Origin of the sequence: Rhizobium sp. 57MFTsu3.2 (assembly GCF_012932765.1) — a bacterium.
In the GTDB taxonomy this organism is placed as follows: domain Bacteria; phylum Pseudomonadota; class Alphaproteobacteria; order Rhizobiales; family Rhizobiaceae; genus Rhizobium; species Rhizobium altiplani.
Window position 1 is genome coordinate 57,616 of record NZ_JDWI01000015.1, and the last position, 16,113, is coordinate 73,728.

At 60.7% G+C, this 16,113-nt stretch carries 17 protein-coding genes; 10 read left to right on the forward strand and 7 right to left on the reverse strand.

Going from position 1 to position 16,113, the window contains the following annotated elements; genetic code table 11:
* Window positions 1-32: 32 nt before the first annotated feature.
* Window positions 33-269: a 30S ribosomal protein S21 gene (gene rpsU, locus AF71_RS17030; RefSeq protein ID WP_169682246.1), complete on the reverse strand. Its 237-nt coding sequence runs from the start codon at window positions 267-269 to the stop codon at window positions 33-35.
* Window positions 270-302: 33 nt separating this feature from the next.
* On the reverse strand, window positions 303-452 hold the full coding sequence (locus tag AF71_RS17035; protein ID WP_167354905.1) for a hypothetical protein: 150 nt from the start codon (window positions 450-452) through the stop codon (window positions 303-305).
* Window positions 453-1,276: 824 nt separating this feature from the next.
* Between AF71_RS17035 and AF71_RS17040 the strand changes: the two genes are divergently transcribed.
* The gene (locus AF71_RS17040) at window positions 1,277-2,314 is read left to right on the forward strand and encodes a DUF3095 family protein (RefSeq protein ID WP_113471296.1); all 1,038 of its coding nucleotides are present in this window, start codon (window positions 1,277-1,279) and stop codon (window positions 2,312-2,314) included.
* A gap of 130 nt (window positions 2,315-2,444) precedes the next feature.
* Here AF71_RS17040 and AF71_RS17045 read toward each other — a convergent pair whose 3' ends face one another.
* Both AF71_RS17045 and AF71_RS17050 read right to left on the reverse strand, forming a co-directional pair.
* Window positions 2,445-2,918: a VOC family protein gene (locus tag AF71_RS17045; protein ID WP_018857296.1), complete on the reverse strand. Its 474-nt coding sequence runs from the start codon at window positions 2,916-2,918 to the stop codon at window positions 2,445-2,447.
* Window positions 2,919-3,120: 202 nt separating this feature from the next.
* On the reverse strand, window positions 3,121-3,627 hold the full coding sequence (locus AF71_RS17050; RefSeq protein WP_018857297.1) for a MarR family transcriptional regulator: 507 nt from the start codon (window positions 3,625-3,627) through the stop codon (window positions 3,121-3,123).
* A 153-nt stretch (window positions 3,628-3,780) separates the two neighbouring features.
* On the opposite strand from AF71_RS17050, the gene AF71_RS17055 reads away from it, so the two are divergent.
* The 7 genes from AF71_RS17055 (at window position 3,781) to fabI (ending at window position 10,909) form a co-directional block, all read left to right on the forward strand.
* Window positions 3,781-4,176, forward strand: a complete 396-nt coding sequence (locus AF71_RS17055; RefSeq protein WP_018857298.1) for an organic hydroperoxide resistance protein — start codon at window positions 3,781-3,783, stop codon at window positions 4,174-4,176.
* A 107-nt stretch (window positions 4,177-4,283) separates the two neighbouring features.
* The gene (gene msrB / locus AF71_RS17060; protein ID WP_018857299.1) at window positions 4,284-4,766 is read left to right on the forward strand and encodes a peptide-methionine (R)-S-oxide reductase MsrB; all 483 of its coding nucleotides are present in this window, start codon (window positions 4,284-4,286) and stop codon (window positions 4,764-4,766) included.
* Between the two features lie 182 nt (window positions 4,767-4,948).
* Window positions 4,949-5,281 (forward strand): hypothetical protein, encoded by a 333-nt coding sequence (locus tag AF71_RS17065; RefSeq protein WP_018117196.1) that lies wholly within the window; start codon window positions 4,949-4,951, stop codon window positions 5,279-5,281.
* Window positions 5,282-5,661: 380 nt separating this feature from the next.
* Window positions 5,662-7,911, forward strand: a complete 2,250-nt coding sequence (locus tag AF71_RS17070) for a DUF3141 domain-containing protein (RefSeq protein WP_018857300.1) — start codon at window positions 5,662-5,664, stop codon at window positions 7,909-7,911.
* Between the two features lie 31 nt (window positions 7,912-7,942).
* Window positions 7,943-8,911, forward strand: coding sequence for a phosphate acetyltransferase (locus AF71_RS17075; protein WP_245267953.1), 969 nt, complete (start codon window positions 7,943-7,945; stop codon window positions 8,909-8,911).
* 4 nt (window positions 8,912-8,915) lie between these two features.
* Window positions 8,916-10,088, forward strand: coding sequence for an acetate/propionate family kinase (locus AF71_RS17080; RefSeq protein ID WP_018857302.1), 1,173 nt, complete (start codon window positions 8,916-8,918; stop codon window positions 10,086-10,088).
* A gap of 38 nt (window positions 10,089-10,126) precedes the next feature.
* Window positions 10,127-10,909, forward strand: a complete 783-nt coding sequence (gene fabI / locus AF71_RS17085; RefSeq protein WP_018857303.1) for an enoyl-ACP reductase FabI — start codon at window positions 10,127-10,129, stop codon at window positions 10,907-10,909.
* Between the two features lie 101 nt (window positions 10,910-11,010).
* Here fabI and AF71_RS17090 read toward each other — a convergent pair whose 3' ends face one another.
* The 3 genes from AF71_RS17090 to AF71_RS17100 all read right to left on the reverse strand — a co-directional run bounded on the left by AF71_RS17090 (window position 11,011) and on the right by AF71_RS17100 (window position 13,117).
* Window positions 11,011-11,250 (reverse strand): 4-oxalocrotonate tautomerase family protein, encoded by a 240-nt coding sequence (locus AF71_RS17090; RefSeq protein ID WP_018117200.1) that lies wholly within the window; start codon window positions 11,248-11,250, stop codon window positions 11,011-11,013.
* 80 nt (window positions 11,251-11,330) lie between these two features.
* Window positions 11,331-12,044, reverse strand: coding sequence for an SDR family oxidoreductase (locus AF71_RS17095; protein WP_169682248.1), 714 nt, complete (start codon window positions 12,042-12,044; stop codon window positions 11,331-11,333).
* A gap of 140 nt (window positions 12,045-12,184) precedes the next feature.
* On the reverse strand, window positions 12,185-13,117 hold the full coding sequence (locus AF71_RS17100) for a LysR family transcriptional regulator (protein ID WP_018117202.1): 933 nt from the start codon (window positions 13,115-13,117) through the stop codon (window positions 12,185-12,187).
* A 335-nt stretch (window positions 13,118-13,452) separates the two neighbouring features.
* Here AF71_RS17100 and AF71_RS17105 point away from each other — a divergent pair, with 335 nt between their 5' ends.
* Window positions 13,453-15,219, forward strand: coding sequence for a cytochrome c biogenesis protein DipZ (locus AF71_RS17105; protein ID WP_169682249.1), 1,767 nt, complete (start codon window positions 13,453-13,455; stop codon window positions 15,217-15,219).
* 12 nt (window positions 15,220-15,231) lie between these two features.
* Window positions 15,232-15,972, forward strand: coding sequence for a peptide-methionine (S)-S-oxide reductase MsrA (msrA, locus tag AF71_RS17110; protein WP_210258299.1), 741 nt, complete (start codon window positions 15,232-15,234; stop codon window positions 15,970-15,972).
* The last annotated feature ends 141 nt before the right edge of the window (window positions 15,973-16,113 follow it).

The following is a 16,113-nucleotide window of genomic DNA, read 5'->3' on the forward strand; positions in this document are numbered from 1 at the left end:
CGCCGAGGACTCCCGGCGGTCATCTTATAAAGTTATCGGCCCGATGAGCGGTGCTTGGGCGAGGCCAGGAGACCTTCGCGCTGCAACTTCTTGCGGTTGGCCTTGCGTTGTCTGGCGATCGCCTGTGCTCGTTCGCGCACGCGTCGCTCCGATGGCTTCTCGTAAGCCCGGCGTTCCTTCATTTCGCGGAAAACACCCTCGCGCTGCATCTTCTTTTTCAATGCGCGCATGGCCTGTTCGACGTTGTTGTCTCTGACAATGACCTGCATCTTTTTCTCCTTGTTGTTGCGATTGAGTGCCTCTCAGCCAAGCTGCTCGGCGATCAGCTCCTGCAGCTCACGACGGGTGAGAAGGCAGGGGTAAGGTTTCCAGTTCTTGTCCGGGCGGCGAGCGGCGTCATCGCGCTCGCGCGGACTCGCCGCTGGGGCGGCGGCGGTAATGGGTTTGTTCAATTGAAGTCCTTTGCCGCACTGGCGGCATGCTCGACATGGCGACCTTTGTTTCCATCACGCAGACCGGAGGAAACGCAGTGAGATGGGACGCACGATGCGTCGACCATGTCAGGTTCGAATTTTTCGGGTGACCGCCATAAGATGGGAACGCGAGCGATGCGTTGCAAGGCTTCGTTGCGTCATACGCCCGTCGCCTACGCCGTCGACGCTGCTTGCTCTATGTTGCGGGCGACATTGCGGCCAAACTCTGAGAGGGCGTCTCTAAGCGTCGGTCCGCTGAGATTTTGGTTGGGATTTTGGCGAGGTCACCGCAAAACAGACGATGTGAGTTTTGCAGTGACCTCTTGATGACTAGGAAATGTAATCATCCAAGCACATGCTACCTGAAGTATGGAAATAGGGAATTTATCACATACGGTAATCCACATGAACTTTGGGAGCTGTCACCTGTTTCGCGGATGTCCGCTATGAACCTTTCGGGGAATGCCGGGCTCGAATGGTGATCCGCCGTTCGTAGCCGACCCCAATTCGGATGATGCTCTTTCCGCTGCGGGTCAGGATGTCCCAGGTCCGAATTTTCGAAGAAAGCCGCGGCGACTGTCTCGGTCCTACTGGCGCCGAGTGATCTTCGCAATTTTCCGCGACGCATACATCGCATCCGATTAAATCGCAAATGTATTGACCTCGCGATCCTGTTTGTGTACTTAAAGCGCATCCGAGTTATTCGTGTACGAAGTAAATCAACAGAAAGGGACTTTGCTATGAGGCAAGGGAAAAGGTTCATGGAGCCAGCCGTCGATGCCGTGCAAACCGATGAACGCGCGATGGGCGGCCAACACCCAAACGCGCCCCAGGCCTATAGTGAGTTTTCGCGAGTGCTTGACCCGTCTATCTATGAGGCGCTGCCCGACGATTGGCTGGTCGGCATAACAGACGTCGTCGGTTCGACGTCCGCGATCAAGTCCGGGCGCTATGAAGACGTCAACTATGCCGGCGCATCGGTGATTGCCGCGGTTGGGAATGCCTGGGGCGACTTTGATTTCCCCTTTGTGTTTCGCGGAGACGGTGCGGCATTCGCGCTGCCACCGCAGGGGATCATGACCGCGACATCAGCGTTGCGGCAGGTTGTCGCCTTTGCCAAGACCAATCTCAACCTTGCTCTCCGGGCCGGCCACCTGTCCGTGGGCGAGATACGTGCCAACGGACGCGACGTGCGCGTCGCGCGCTACGCCGCCTCTGAAGACGCGACTTACGCGATGTTTGCCGGCGGCGGTCTCAAGTGGGCAGAGCGGCAAATCAAGAACGGCCGATATCTGGTGAAGCCAGGCAGCTACACAACCGAGCCCGATCTGACCGGCCTGAGCTGCGATTGGGAGCCGTTTCCGAGCCAGAGGGGCGAGATCCTGTCGCTACTGGTCGAGCCATCCGAGGGCCGGAGCCCCGAAGCCTTCGCGGCATTGGCGAAGTGCGTGCTTTCCGTTCTCGACGCCGGCACGCGGCAAGCCCATCCCCTGTCGCGGGATACCGCCATCACCAAGGACAGGGCGAGGTCGGTCAACCTCGAAACCTGGTTGGCGGTCGCCTCCAACTCAGACTTCCGCAAATTTGACGATGGCCTGCGTCTAACGTTGGATTGCACACGCGAACAGATTGAAGCGGTCGAAGCCATCCTGGTTGCAGCAAAGGCGCGGGGTGAGGTCAACTTCGGACTGCATCGCCAATCTCACGCGCTCATGACCTGCTTCGTGCCTTCGGGCAAACCAGATTCGCATCTGCACTTTCTGGACGGCATGGGTGGCGGATACGCCAAGGCGGCCGAGATGATGGAGGCAAATGAGCTTCCGATGGTGTCAGCTCGCTAGGGTAAACGCTGCCCGACGCGCGTCCCATTCAGGAGAATTGCCGGCGTACTGCCACTGCAGCCCCTTACCGTGGCTGCGCGCTAGATGGACGTTCGGGCGGAGAGAGGATGTGGCGCGCCGCGCTGGCACCTCAACCACGCCGGGCGGCTTCGATCACCGCAACGTCAATCTTCTTCATGGTCATCATCGCATCAAAAGCACGCTTTGCCTGATCACCGCCTGCCGCAAGCGCGTCGGTCAGGATGCGCGGTATGATCTGCCAGGACACACCCCACTTGTCCTTGCACCAGCCACACTCGCTCTCTTGACCGCCATTGCCGACAATGGCGTTCCAATAGCGGTCGGTCTCCGCCTGATCCTCCGTTGCGATCTGAAATGAGAAGGCTTCGGTCTGCTTGAATACTGGACCGCCATTCAAGGCGATGCACGGAATGCCCGCAACCGTGAATTCGACAACCAATACATCTCCCTGCTTGCCGTCTGGATAGTCTCCAGGTGCGCGAATGACGGCGTCCACTGCGCTATCGGGAAAAGTTTCGGCGTAAAACCGGGCGGCAGCCTCACCATCTTTGTCGTACCACAGGCAGATCGTGTTCTTTGCCATTGCGCGGGTCCTTTCGGTCTCCGTTTCGGATCTCCTTCCTCAGATAAGGGGCAACCCGTCTTTCTCCACCCTATGCAGGCGATTTCACGCGCGCAGTTGCCAAGCGCCATGCCAATCGCCGGGATGGAAGTTCTCCTTGGTGGCATCTGCACCTGAGGCGGCGGAGCGCCGAATACATCGACGCTCACGGGCGCAGTAGAGATCAATCCTTTGCCGATCCGTCCTGCGTTGCCTTCAGGAGGTTGTTGCGCAGGCGTACCACGGATTTCTGCACGACTGGGAAGTCCTCTCCGAGGCCGGTCGCATCGACCAGTGGCGCGCCGGGATCCGCAGCGACAAGGTCGCGTCCAGCCGCCGTCAGGCTCAATCGTACCTGCCGCTCATCAGCGGGATCGCGTTTGCGGCGGATATAGCCCAGAGATTCAAGTTTTTTGAGCATGGGGGTCAGCGTGTTCGATTCCAGGAATAGCTTTTCGCCCAGTGTTCCGACCGTCTGGTCGTCTTTATCGGAGAGGGCAACCAGCGCGATGTATTGAGTGTAGGTCAGGTTCAGCTGGTCCAGGATCGGCTTGTACGCACGGCCGAAGGCCAGGTTTGCGGAATAGACCGCGAAGCATAGGAAGTTCGAAAGCTTGTTGTTCTTGCTGTCGGCCTCGCCGGAAACGGGCGCCTCTGTCTCCAGGGTTTTGGCGGTTTTGGATGCGGACATGGGAGATCCTACTCGGTTGCTTTTCGCTTCTCTCTATATAAATCGCATCCGATTAAATCGCAATGGTATTGACGACACCTTTCGAGCAACATATTTAGATCGTATTCGATTAAAGCGGATGCGAATGAAAAGCTGACCCGAAAGGATTTTACGATGACTGAGAAGCTCCTCTTTACCGGCAAGACCCATAACAAGGGTGGTCGCGACGGTTTCACACGCAGCAGCGATGGCGAGCTGGATCTTCGCCTGTCGCAGCCGCACCCGGCTGCCGAACGCCTTTTTGGCGCCGCATGGTCTGCTTGTTTCATTGGCGCCATCGAGCTCGCTGCAGCCCAGAGAAAGATCAAGCTGCCCGTCGAGCCCGAGATCGACACGGAAATCGATCTGAACGCCGACGGCGGATCCTTTTTTCTGCGCGCGCGGCTCAACGTCAGCCTGCAGGGCATCGACCGAGATGTCGCAGAGGAACTGATCCACGCAGCGCACGAGATCTGCCCGTACTCCAAGGCAACGCGCGGCAATATCGACGTGGCGCTCAATCTCATCTGAACGGATGAAGAACGCGCCCGGCGCAGCGCTACATCGGCGCCGGCCCTGCTGAGGTAAACTCATGTGACGTTCCGGCAATCCGCCGGAGCACCCAAGGAGAAACAGGAATGCGTGATGTCGTCGAATTGCAGTTCGATCTCACCCCTCCCACACAAGAACAGATGCAGCAGCTTGTGGCGGATCTCAGTGAGGACGACCGTCATCTGCTCTTGGAGCATGGCGAGGAGGCGCCGTTTTGTGGCGTCTTCCTCCACGAGCGACGCGAGGGGCTCTATACTTGCCGCCTCTGCGGTCTTCCCCTGTTCAAGGCCGTTTCCAAATTCGAAAGCGGGACAGGCTGGCCGAGCTTCACTGCGCCTGCCGCCAAGGATCACCTGCGGCGCATTCGCGATACCCGCTACGGCATGGTCAGAACAGAGATCGTTTGCGCACGCTGCGGCGCGCATCAGGGGCACGTCTTTCTCGACGGCCCGCCTCCGACAGGCGAGCGCTTCTGCATAAATTCAGGGTCGCTCGAGTTCACGCCGAAAGGGCAGCCGCTCCCTGACAAGCTTGGACGCGGTCGTCCCGAGGGCGAGCTTGCGCGGTAGTTGCGGGTTCGATAACTCAGACGATCGGCGCCAGCGTTAGGCGGTTATTAACGCTGGCGCACGACTTCACCTTCATTTGCGAGCAAATGGAGCGCGGGTCCGCCCACTGGTGATTGCGCTATGCGCAGGTCCGTCTATCTTGGCCCTGAGTGCTCAAGCGCAGTGCAACCGGGGCAGGGATCATGAAAGCCGCCTTCCACAAGACCTTGATGATCCTCGTCGCTTTAGCGCCGTCGGTGGCCTCAGCTCAGTCAGGCGGCTGGCAATCCGACGGCAGAGGGACGAGCACCTGGCAAGTGTCGCCATCGGAAGGCACCTGCAACGTCAGCCAAGCGCAAAACAGGGCACGGCGAGCAGGTATCCGTCGGACTGACCTGGTCTATCGCGACGAGAACGTCGTGACGCTGAGAGGGCTGACCGAGTGGGGTGAACGCCGCGATATCACCTTTGCCAACATTCGAGGATGTCCTGAGATCGGCTTTCAGGATCTGCAACCGAGCCAACCCAGGCGCTGAGGTTAACCACGACCGTTGACCGGACGCCGGTCCCTCGAGGTAATTGAGCGCGACGGTTCCTCAGGCTGGGTAACGCTGTAGCCATGCTGCCAGCCTATAAAATGCTTGTGACCTGATGTTGGGGCAGCAAATAATCTTCGTGACGCGCTGCGGTCGTTTTGCACGTCGCTCCATCGCGGTCTCGCCCGACCTGCGTCGAATTCCGTATGCTACCGTAAAATACGTTGGTGCCGTGGACCGAATGGACTTATGCTGCATGTGCGAACAAAGCGCATGAATGACGGTGCGGTTAACTATTCACAGTGCAGACGCAGATCGCGAATACACTCCGAGCATAAGTCTTTGACCTCTCGCCGAGAGGGTGAACGAGGAGATTTGGCATGCGGTACCCTTCGTATCTTCCGACAGCTGATTTCGCCACTCACTTCGGTCCTGCGGGCTTCTTTTTCGACTATGCCATGGATGCCACGCAGCGCAGCGTGCTGTTCTGGGATGTCATGCGAAAGCGCGGCAACCAATATCGGGCTCACGCCGAAGCGACGGCGCCGCATGTACTGAGCTTCACGCCGGAGATCGTCATTGATGGACGTTCCCTCCCGAGACCCGTCAACTACGCGCTGGTTCGGATCGTCCCGCCCAAGGGGATCGAGGTTGACGACACGCGCCGGCCGTTCGTTGTCGTCGATCCGAGAGCCGGACACGGGCCCGGCATCGGCGGCTTCAAGGCGGACAGCGAGATCGGTGTCGCGCTCAAGGCTGGGCATCCTTGCTATTTCATCGGCTTCCTCCCACAGCCAGTGCCGGGGCAGACGATCGAAGACATCGCGCAGGCCGAGGCTGCTTTTCTTGTAAAGGTGATTTCCCTGCATCCTCAGGCGGACGCCAAGCCCTGTGTGATTGGAAATTGCCAGGCCGGATGGGCCGTCATGATGCTGGCCGCCATGCGCCCGGAACTGTTCGGCTCGGTCATCATTGCCGGCGCGCCGCTGTCCTATTGGGCCGGCGAACGCGGCAAATACCCGATGCGCTACTCGGGTGGGTTGCTCGGCGGCAGCTGGCTGACGGCGCTTACCAGCGACCTCGGACACGGGCAGTTCGACGGCGTATGGCTGGTGCAGAATTTCGAGAACCAGAACCCGGCCAACACGCTCTGGACCAAGCAGTACAACCTCTACTCCAAGATCGACACCGAGGCGCCGCGCTATCTCGGCTTCGAAGAGTGGTGGGGCGGGCACGTCAGCCTGAATGCCGAAGAGATCCAATTCATCGTGGACGAGCTCTTCGTCGGCAATAATCTAGCGGCGGGCCGCATAAAGACATCGAATGGCGAGGCGATCGACCTACGCAATATTCGCGCGCCGATCGTCGTCTTCTGCTCGAAAGGGGACAACATCACGCCGCCCGCGCAGGCGCTCGGCTGGGTGCTGGACCTCTACGACGATGTGAACGAGATACGTTCGCACGGGCAGACGATCGTCTACACGGTACATGAAACGATCGGCCATCTCGGGATCTTCGTGTCTGCGAGCGTTGCCCGCAAGGAGCACGGCGAGTTCTCCAGCAATATCGACCTGATCGATGCGCTGCCGCCCGGTCTCTACGAAGCGACCTTCGAAGCAAGGACAGACGAGACCATCGGCGGAGACCTGGTCGAGGGCGATTGGATCATGCGATGCGAGGCAAGAACGCTCGACGATATCCGTGAGCTCGGTTGCAATGACGCCGAGGACGATCGCCGCTTTGCGACCGTCGCAAAGGTCTCGGACATCAACCTGTCGCTCTACAAGACGTTCCTCCAGCCTTTCGTCCGCGCCATGGTGCCCGACTGGGCGGCGGAACAATTGCGGGCAACGCACCCGCTGCGGCTGCAATATGAGCTCTTCTCCGACGTTAATCCCTGGATGGCGCCGATTGCGGATCTCGCTGTCGAGGTGGCGGACGAACGTCGTCCGGTTCCTGCGGACAATCCGTTTCTGGCCATGGAGCAGGCCGTCTCGCGCCAGATGGTAGCGGGGCTGGACGCCTGGCGCGAGGGGATGGAGGCGCTGAGTGAGGCGACCTTTCTCACTGTTTATGGGTCTCCGCTGCTGCAGGCGGCTGTCGGTATCGATCCGTCCGATGCAACGCCACATCGGCGCGCGGCCAAGACCGGCATGCATGTCCAGATGCTCAAGGCGAGGATCGAGGAACTCAAGGCGCAAATCGGCAACGGCGGGCTTCGGGAGGGCATGGCGCGCAGCCTGCTTTACGTCGCGATGGCGAGTGGCGCAGCCGATGAGCGTGGCTTTGCCGCCATCCGCCGGATGCGGCGCGCCGAGGACGGAATGCCGGCAATGACGCTCAGCGAATTCAAGGCGTTAATCCGCGATCAGTTCTTCATGCTGCTGATCGATGAGGAAGACGCCGTGAACGCGATCCCCCGCCTGCTGCCGGCGGAGGAGGGCGTTCGCCGCCAAGCATTGGATTCGCTTCGGCAGGTTCTGAATGCGCGGGGTCCGCTTTCGGAAGAAGCCGAGAAGCGGTGGCAGAGGATCATCGGGCTCTTCGACGTTGGCAGCGAGACCGTCGCCGAGCCCGTAACGCCGCCGATGAAGCCCACCCCGGTCAAGGCTGTCAGACGCGGGGCTTGAACCCGGTCTTTTCAACATGGAGCAGACGCAGATGCCGGATCTGAACAACGCCAGGGAAGAAGCCGAGAGTCATGAGAAATACGAGCGGCTGATCGCTAAAGCAAAGCAGGTTCCGCGGATGCGAACGGTCGTCGTCCATCCTTGCGATGAGACGTCGCTGCGCGGCGCTGTCGAAGCAGCCGAGGTCGGGCTGATGCATCCGATCCTTGTCGGGCCGGTGGAAAAGGTGCGTGCGGTCGCAAAATCGCACGGCCTCGATATCTCGCCGTTCGAACTGATCGACACGCCGCACAGCGACGCGGCCGCGGCAAAGGCAGTGGAAATCATCCGCGAAGGCGGTGCTGAACTGCTGATGAAGGGCAGCCTGCACACGGACGAGCTCATGCGGGCCGTGACCTCATCAGCCACAGGACTGAGGACAGCGCGGCGGATCAGCCATGTCTTCGTCATGGACGTCCCGCATCATGCGGAAACGCTCTTCATCACCGACGCAGCCATCAACATCGCGCCGGATCTCGACGCCAAGCGGGACATTATCCAGAACGCCATCGACCTTTTCACGCAGATCGGCCTTGGCACGCCGCGGGTGGCGATCCTTTCGGCCGTCGAGACGGTCACGTCGAAGATCCCTTCGACAATCGACGCCGCCGCGCTCTGCAAGATGGCCGAGCGCGGACAGATTACCGGCGGTATTCTCGACGGACCGCTTGCCTTCGACAATGCAATCGACCCGGAAGCGGCGAGGATAAAGGGTATCCACTCTCCGGTTGCCGGCCACGCCGAAATCCTCGTCGTTCCCAATCTGGAAGCCGGCAACATGTTGGCGAAGAACCTCACCTTCCTGGCAAGGGCAGATGCAGCTGGCATCGTGCTCGGTGCGCGCGTGCCGATCATCCTGACATCGCGGGCAGATTCGGTGCGGGCCCGTCTTGCCTCTTGCGCCGTCGGCGTCTTGCTTGCCGATGCGCGCCGCCGCACGGCACCGATACAGGGTGGTTGAGGCCATGGACACCATCCTCGTCGTGAATGCCGGTTCGTCCAGCCTGAAGTTCGAGGTATTTTCGGTCGCGGACTCGTTGGAGCGGCTGATCAAGGGGCAGATGGAGGGGATCGGCACCGCGCCGCACCTGACCGTCAAGAGCGCCGGCGGCGAGCGGCTGGAGAACGAAAATCATCCACCCGAAACGGTTCCCGATCTGCCGGCGGCGATGCGGCTGGTGGGGGAGTGGTTGCGTCAGAGGCAGCAGGGCCGGTTGGTTGCTGTCGGCCACCGGGTTGTTCATGGCGGTCCGAACCATTCACGTCCAGCGCGCATCAATGAGGAGTTGCTCCGCGAATTGGAGCAATACACGCCGCTGGCGCCCTTGCACCAGCCCAACAACCTCGCGCCGATCCGTGTGTTGCTGGAACGCCAGCCGCAGCTTGCACAGGTCGCCTGCTTCGACACCGCCTTTCATCGCGGCCATGACCCAATGACGGACCACTATGCCATTCCGGCGCACTATTTCGACGAGGGTATCCGGCGCTATGGTTTTCACGGGCTGTCCTACGAATATGTGGCCGGACGCCTGGCCGAGATCGCGCCTGACGTTGGCAACGGACGGGTCATCGTCGCGCATCTCGGGAGCGGCGCATCCATGTGCGCGCTGTATAAGGGGCTAAGCGTCGAGAGCACGCTCGGATTCACGGCGCTCGACGGGTTGCCGATGGGCACGCGATGCGGGCAGATCGATCCTGGTGTACTTCTCTACCTGCTCCAGCAGCATGGAATGACGGCACCGCAGTTGCAGGATCTCCTCTACAAGGAGTCGGGCTTCAAGGGGCTTTCCGGCATCAGCAACGACGTGCGCGACCTGCTTGCCAGCGACGACGCCGGCGCGAGGCTCGCGCTCGACCATTTCGTGCATCGCATCGGCCTCAATGCCGGCGCGCTGGTTGCGGCCCTCGGCGGGCTGGACGCCTTCGTGTTTACGGCGGGTGTCGGTGAAAATTCAGCGGTGATGCGCGCCCGGATTGCCAAAAAACTTGGCTGGCTTGGAGCCTCGCTCGACCCAGCACGAAACGAGGCCAGTGAGTTGCTCGTCTCGAGCGACGACAGCAAAGTCGCTCTTTATGTGGTGCCGACCGACGAGGAACTGATGATCGCACGGCATACGTTCGCGCTTATCGCTGCATAGGCGCCTGCCACACCTATTGAGCTGAAGAGAGGGCTGACATGATTCCCGAGGTAAAGGCCAAGCTTCTCGAAGGAAAGCGCGGACTGGTGGTCGGCATTGCCAATGACCAGTCGATTGCCTGGGGTTGCGCAAGGTCATTTCGCGCCTTGGGCGCGGAGCTTGCAGTGACCTATCTCAACGACAAGGCCAGGCCTCATGTCGAGCCACTGGCCGAGGCGCTGAAAGCGCCGATCTTCATGCCGCTCGACGTCGCGGTCCCGGGACAATTGGAGGCGGTGTTCGACCGCGTCGCGGAGCAATGGGGCGAACTCGATTTTCTCGTGCATTCGATCGCCTTTTCGCCGAAGGATACGCTGCAGGGACGCGTCGTGGATGTGCCGCAGGAGGGGTTTTTGAAGACGATGGACATTTCCTGCTGGTCGTTCATTCGCATGGCGCATCTTGCCGAACCGCTGATGAAACGCGGCGGCAGCCTGTTCACGATGACCTACTACGGCAGCCAGATGGTCGTGAAGAACTACAACGTCATGGGGGTCGCCAAGGCGGCGCTGGAAAGCGCCGTTCGGTACATTGCCGCGGAACTCGGACCCAAAGGCATCCGCGTGCATGCGATCTCGCCGGGCCCGCTGGCAACGCGGGCAGCCTCGGGCATTCCCGAGTTCGACGAACTCCTGAACAAGGCCCAGGAAACGGCCCCGGCGCGCAGCCTCGTATCGATTGACGATGTCGGCATGGCGACTGCCTTCTTGGCGCATGACGCGGCGCGATTGATGACGGGCGATACCATCTACATCGATGGCGGCTATCACATCATAGATTGATCCCGACAAGGGGTGGCGCCATCGGAAGTATCGTCGCTAAAACAAGCCGAACCCGACGCTCAGAGTGCGAGCGACGGGTTCGGTCGAGGTTTCGGAGAGTGTCAGGATTTGGCTGCCGCGGCGCGCTGTTTGCGGTATTGGACGGTCGGCAGACCGCCCCAGCCCCAATTGTCGAGATCGACTTCTTCGATCACCACATAGGTCGATTCAAGCGGCTTGTTGAGGACGTCGAGCAGAACCTGGCTGACGCCCTCGATGATTGCGGCCTTCTCTTCGGCCGTGACCGAATTGCGATCAGGCGTGGTTCCTTCGCGGGTAACCTGTACAGTGACGATAGGCATTTCCGTCTCCAATGAAAGAGGGTTGGTTGCGTCATTGACGGCAGTCGCGCTGTTGCAGCGCAGCCGCTCCATAGTGCTGGCTACCAGCGGCCCGCGTTCGAGCCGCCGTCGACATGGAGAATCTCGCCGGTGATGAAGCCCGCGGTCTCCAGATAGAGAACGGCGTCGACGACATCGCGAATGTCGCCCATGCGGCCGACCGGATTAAGCCCGGCCAGTGCCGAGTGCTTTTCAACCGCATGCATCGGCGTCTTGATAATCCCTGGAGAAACCGCGTTTACACGAATGCCGCTCTTCGAGAACTCCATCGCCAGCGACCGGGTGGCCGCGTTCAGACCGCCCTTGGTCAGGGAAGCAAGCACAGAGGGCACGCCAGCGATTGGCTGGTCGACGAGGCTGGTGGTAATGTTGACGATGTGCCCCGAACCTTGCTTCAGCATCTCCGTGGCGGCGCGCTGGGTGATGTGGAAGAAACCAGCCACATTGACACCGAGGTTATGGTCGTAGTCTTCCTGGGTCATTTCGACGAACGGCTTGGCCAGGAAAACGCCTGCATTGTTCACCAGTGTGTCGATGCGGCCGAAGCGCTCGAGCGTTTCGCGCACGATCCGCTCCGCGGTCTCCGGTTTGCCGATATCGCCTGCGACGTCAATAATGTCCGCATCGACGCTGGGCTTGATCGACCGGGAGGTGGCGACGACGCGATAGTTCCGGTCGCGGTAGGCCCGCACCAATTCTGCGCCGATGCCTTGCGATGCGCCGGTGATGATGGCGACCTTCTGTTGCGTGTTCATGATGTGATCCTTTCAATTGCCGCGGCCGTTTCAGGTGAGGCCGCCCTCCGCCCTCGGCGTTGGTGCAATTTATTTAGATCCATTCGACATTTGAGAGAATTGTCGCTGTTCGGACAACAATCAACCGAATGTCGGCATAATCAGGCGAGAGTGCCTGCTGCCGCTGCCATATTCGCGAATTCGGAACGGAGGCGAGGTGTCGCGAAATCGACAAAGGCGCGAACCTTCGGCACAGACATCCGGCCCTGCGGCGCGAGCAGGTGCACCGGAAGTGGCGGGTGTTCGGCGTCGGCGAGCACGATCTTCAGGCGTTCATCGCGCACATAAGATGCCACATGGTAGGAGTAGAGCCTCGTCAAGCCGCCGCCTGCAGCAGCGGATGCCGCTGCTGCACGAACGCTGTTGACGATGCAGCGCGGTGTGAAGTGAACCGTGCGCGGAATGGACGAGCCCTTCGCCGGCGTGAAGCTCCAGGAATCCAGGCCGAAGTTGCTGAACGCGACAATCTGATGTTTCGCCAGGTCGGCGGGTTCGACGATACGAGGATGGTTGGCCAGATAGCGAGGGGAGGCGACGACGACGCGTCGCACGTCGCCACCGAGACGGGTGGAGACATGCGAGGAGTCCGGCAGGTGACCAATGCGCACGGTAAGGTCGACGCCCTCATCAACCAGGTTCACCAACCGATCCAGCATAAGAAACCGGACAGAGACCGTCGGGTGAAGTTCGAGGAAGTCGTCCACTATGGGGCGCAACACCTCTTCTCCCAGGATCGGCGGCGCCGAAATTGTCAGCGTTCCGCGCGGTGCCGCGCGCTCGCCGCCGGCAAGCATGTCGGCTTCCTCGAGATCCACCAGCACACGCCGACAGGCCGCCGCATACCGTTGACCTGCCTCGCTCAGCTTCAGCGTCCGGGTCGTCCGGTGGAGCAGTTCGACACCGACATGCGCCTCCAGGAAGCTCAGAGCGCGGCTGACTGCCGTTGGCGATCGTTTGAGATTACGGGCGGCTCCGGCGAGACTGCCCTCGTCAATTGCCGTCACAAACACCTTCATTGCGTCGATGCGATCCATTCTGCCGCCTCGCGGAATAGTGATTGTTCGGCGGCGAGTATTCACCCGAAGTCGGTGGGAAGTAAATACGCATGGGCCGGGAGCAACTGGCTTCTGGTAAGTATACCAATCCAAGTGGCGCAAGGAGATTGGCAGCGGGAAGTGACTACCGCCATTTGGCAATTGGCGCGGGCCAAGTTGGCGGCTTTCGCCGTTGATCGGCGGCTGCTGAGGTCGCTTGCATTCTGATACAATTCGGGGGGAATGCGACACATCCGGGATACTTCGGACCGGTCCTATGCAGGCACCATCAACGACCAGTGTGTGAGCATCGGTCAACTGCAGGGGATGACGACATGATCCTATTCCTGATTGCTTATCTCGCAGGGGCGCTGACCATCGTCAGCCCTTGCATTCTCCCGGTCCTGCCATTCGTCCTGTCGCGGGCAGGTCAGCCGTTTACACGAAGCATCCTGCCGATGTTACTCGGTATGATCGTGACCTTTGCCGGCGTGGCAACGCTTGCTGCGGTCGGCGGAAGCTGGGCTGTGCATGCCAACGAAATTGGTCGATACGCTGCCGTCGCCCTGATCGCCGGCTTTGGCGTGACGCTGCTTTCGCCGCGTATCGCCGCGGTGGTAACGAGGCCCGCGGTGGCCCTGGGCAGCCGCCTGTCACAGCAGGCGAGCGGCAAGAAGGGGAGCGTGGGCACGTCCTTCCTTCTCGGCGTCGCAACCGGCCTTCTCTGGGCGCCCTGCGCCGGTCCGATCCTCGGGCTCGTCCTGACTGGCGCCGCACTGCAAGGGGCAAACGTTCAGACGACGCTCCTGCTGACGGCCTACGCTGCGGGTGCTGCTACCTCGCTAGCAATGGCTGTCCTTGCCGGGGAGAAGGTCTTTGCCGCGATGAAGCGATCGCTCGGCATTGGGGAACGTCTGAGGCAGGCGCTTGGCGTCGCCGTGCTGGCCGGTGTCACGGCAATTGCGCTCGGGCTCGATACCGGCCTGTTGTCGCGCCTTTCCTATGCGAGTAGTACCCGCATCGAGCAGTCGTTGCTCGACAGGCTGCATAACGCAAGCGATACGGCCGGAAAGCCGTCGGGCAGTGCGATGCAGCTCGCCGCGAACGATGCGCGCAAGGGATACCAAAGCGATCTGCCTGTGCTCGGCCGCTTCGTGTCGCTTGACGGTGCCGTGGAATGGTTGAATTCGAAGCCGCTTACGGCTGAAGAATTGCGCGGCAAGGTCGTTCTGGTCGATTTCTGGACCTACTCCTGCATCAACTGCATCCGGACGATCCCCTACGTTCGGGCCTGGGCAGAGAAGTACCGGGATCAGGGCCTCGTCGTGATCGGAGTCCATTCGCCCGAATTTGCCTTCGAGAAGCGTGTTGATAACGTCCGTCAGGCGATCGACAAGTTCCAGATTGGCTATCCCGTTGCGATCGACAACGACTTCAAGATCTGGCGGTCATTCGCCAACAACTACTGGCCCGCCCACTACTTCATCGATGCCAAGGGCCAGATCCGGCACACCCAGTTCGGCGAGGGAGACTACGAACAGTCCGAACGGGTGATCCAGGACTTGCTGGCGGAAGCCGCTGGAAGCAAGAAGGTCGACGCAGCTACCGTCACGCTCGATGCCAAGGGCGCCGAGGCGGCGCCCGACTTCGCGCAGCTGCAATCCGGCGAATCCTATATCGGCTACCTCCGCGCCGCCAACTTCATCTCACCGGAAGGCGTCGGAGCAGACGCTGCGCGCGACTATACGGTGGGAAAGCCCGATCTCAACGAATGGGGTCTGACAGGCAAGTGGACCGTGGGCGGTGAGCAGGCCTCGCTGGATCAGGCCGGCGGCGGCATCACCTATCGGTTCAGCGCACGGGATTTGCACCTCGTGCTTGGGCCAGGCGCTGACGGCAAGAAGATCCGCTTTCAGGTGAAGGTGGATGGCGTGGCCCCCGGCGCGGACCACGGTTCGGATATCGACGCTGAGGGAAACGGTACCGTTTCGGAAACCCGGCTCTATCAACTGGTGCGACAATCGGGAGAGGTTCGGGAACGGACGTTCGAGATCCGCTTCCTCGATCCTGGTGTCGAGGCATTCGTCTTTACCTTCGGATGAAAGGGCAGAACAATGAAAAATCGACGGAAAGACCCTTCGGCCTCATTCCGCGCCATTGCACGCCTCGGCCTTGTGGCGCTGGCGGTGATCGGTGGCGGCGGCGTGGCGCTGAGTTTGAATGGCGGTTCGAAGCCCGAGGAAGCCAAGCACGTTCCTCCGGCTCTGCATGACGTGGCAGCGACGCCCGGAAAGCAATCGCTGGTGCTTGCCGGCGGTTGCTTCTGGGGCGTCCAAGGTGCGTTTCAGCACGTTGCCGGCGTCGTGAGTGCCACGGCGGGGTACGCCGGCGGAAGTGCCTCGACCGCGACCTACGAGATGACCGAGACAGGGCAGACCGGTCATGCTGAAGCCGTGGAGATCGTCTACAATCCGAAGCAAGTCACCTACGGCCAGTTGCTGCAGATCTTCTTCTCTGTGGTTCACGATCCGACACAGGTGGATCAGCAAGGGCCTGACGTCGGCAAGCAATATAGGTCGGCGATCTTTCCGCTGAACGACGAGCAGGCCAAGGTCGCCTCCGACTACATCGCGCGACTCGGCAAGGAAGGCGCGTTCGGTCGCCCGATTGCGACGTCGATCGAAGTTGGGAAAACGTTCTATCGCGCCGAGGCCTATCATCAGGACTACGTCTACAACAATCCCAGCCAGCCCTATGTCTACATCTACGAGCAGCCGAAGATCGAAGCTCTGAAGCGGCTTTTCCCGGAGCAGTATCGCGAGCGACCAGTGCTCGTCGCGGACCAGTCACGCTGACGCTAGCCGCGCGACGCGGCGCGTGGCCAGGAATGGTCAATACAGATCGGCTCGGGTTCCGCCCGATCCCGAGTCTTACACAGAGGTACAGTTCTCAGCACATTCGAACACATTCACGATACGCGCTGCCGTCACGCTGAA

What these genes read in the sequence shown, in the direction of transcription:
- rpsU (WP_169682246.1), bottom strand. Translation starts at nt 269, where the DNA reads ATGCAGGTCATTGTCAGAGACAACAACGTCGAACAGGCCATGCGCGCA.
- AF71_RS17040 (WP_113471296.1), top strand. Translation starts at nt 1,277, where the DNA reads ATGGGCGGCCAACACCCAAACGCGCCCCAGGCCTATAGTGAGTTTTCG.
- AF71_RS17045 (WP_018857296.1), bottom strand. Translation starts at nt 2,918, where the DNA reads ATGGCAAAGAACACGATCTGCCTGTGGTACGACAAAGATGGTGAGGCT.
- AF71_RS17050 (WP_018857297.1), bottom strand. Translation starts at nt 3,627, where the DNA reads ATGTCCGCATCCAAAACCGCCAAAACCCTGGAGACAGAGGCGCCCGTT.
- AF71_RS17055 (WP_018857298.1), top strand. Translation starts at nt 3,781, where the DNA reads ATGACTGAGAAGCTCCTCTTTACCGGCAAGACCCATAACAAGGGTGGT.
- msrB (WP_018857299.1), top strand. Translation starts at nt 4,284, where the DNA reads ATGCGTGATGTCGTCGAATTGCAGTTCGATCTCACCCCTCCCACACAA.
- AF71_RS17065 (WP_018117196.1), top strand. Translation starts at nt 4,949, where the DNA reads ATGAAAGCCGCCTTCCACAAGACCTTGATGATCCTCGTCGCTTTAGCG.
- AF71_RS17070 (WP_018857300.1), top strand. Translation starts at nt 5,662, where the DNA reads ATGCGGTACCCTTCGTATCTTCCGACAGCTGATTTCGCCACTCACTTC.
- AF71_RS17075 (WP_245267953.1), top strand. Translation starts at nt 7,943, where the DNA reads ATGCCGGATCTGAACAACGCCAGGGAAGAAGCCGAGAGTCATGAGAAA.
- AF71_RS17080 (WP_018857302.1), top strand. Translation starts at nt 8,916, where the DNA reads ATGGACACCATCCTCGTCGTGAATGCCGGTTCGTCCAGCCTGAAGTTC.
- fabI (WP_018857303.1), top strand. Translation starts at nt 10,127, where the DNA reads ATGATTCCCGAGGTAAAGGCCAAGCTTCTCGAAGGAAAGCGCGGACTG.
- AF71_RS17090 (WP_018117200.1), bottom strand. Translation starts at nt 11,250, where the DNA reads ATGCCTATCGTCACTGTACAGGTTACCCGCGAAGGAACCACGCCTGAT.
- AF71_RS17095 (WP_169682248.1), bottom strand. Translation starts at nt 12,044, where the DNA reads ATGAACACGCAACAGAAGGTCGCCATCATCACCGGCGCATCGCAAGGC.
- AF71_RS17100 (WP_018117202.1), bottom strand. Translation starts at nt 13,117, where the DNA reads ATGGATCGCATCGACGCAATGAAGGTGTTTGTGACGGCAATTGACGAG.
- AF71_RS17105 (WP_169682249.1), top strand. Translation starts at nt 13,453, where the DNA reads ATGATCCTATTCCTGATTGCTTATCTCGCAGGGGCGCTGACCATCGTC.
- msrA (WP_210258299.1), top strand. Translation starts at nt 15,232, where the DNA reads ATGAAAAATCGACGGAAAGACCCTTCGGCCTCATTCCGCGCCATTGCA.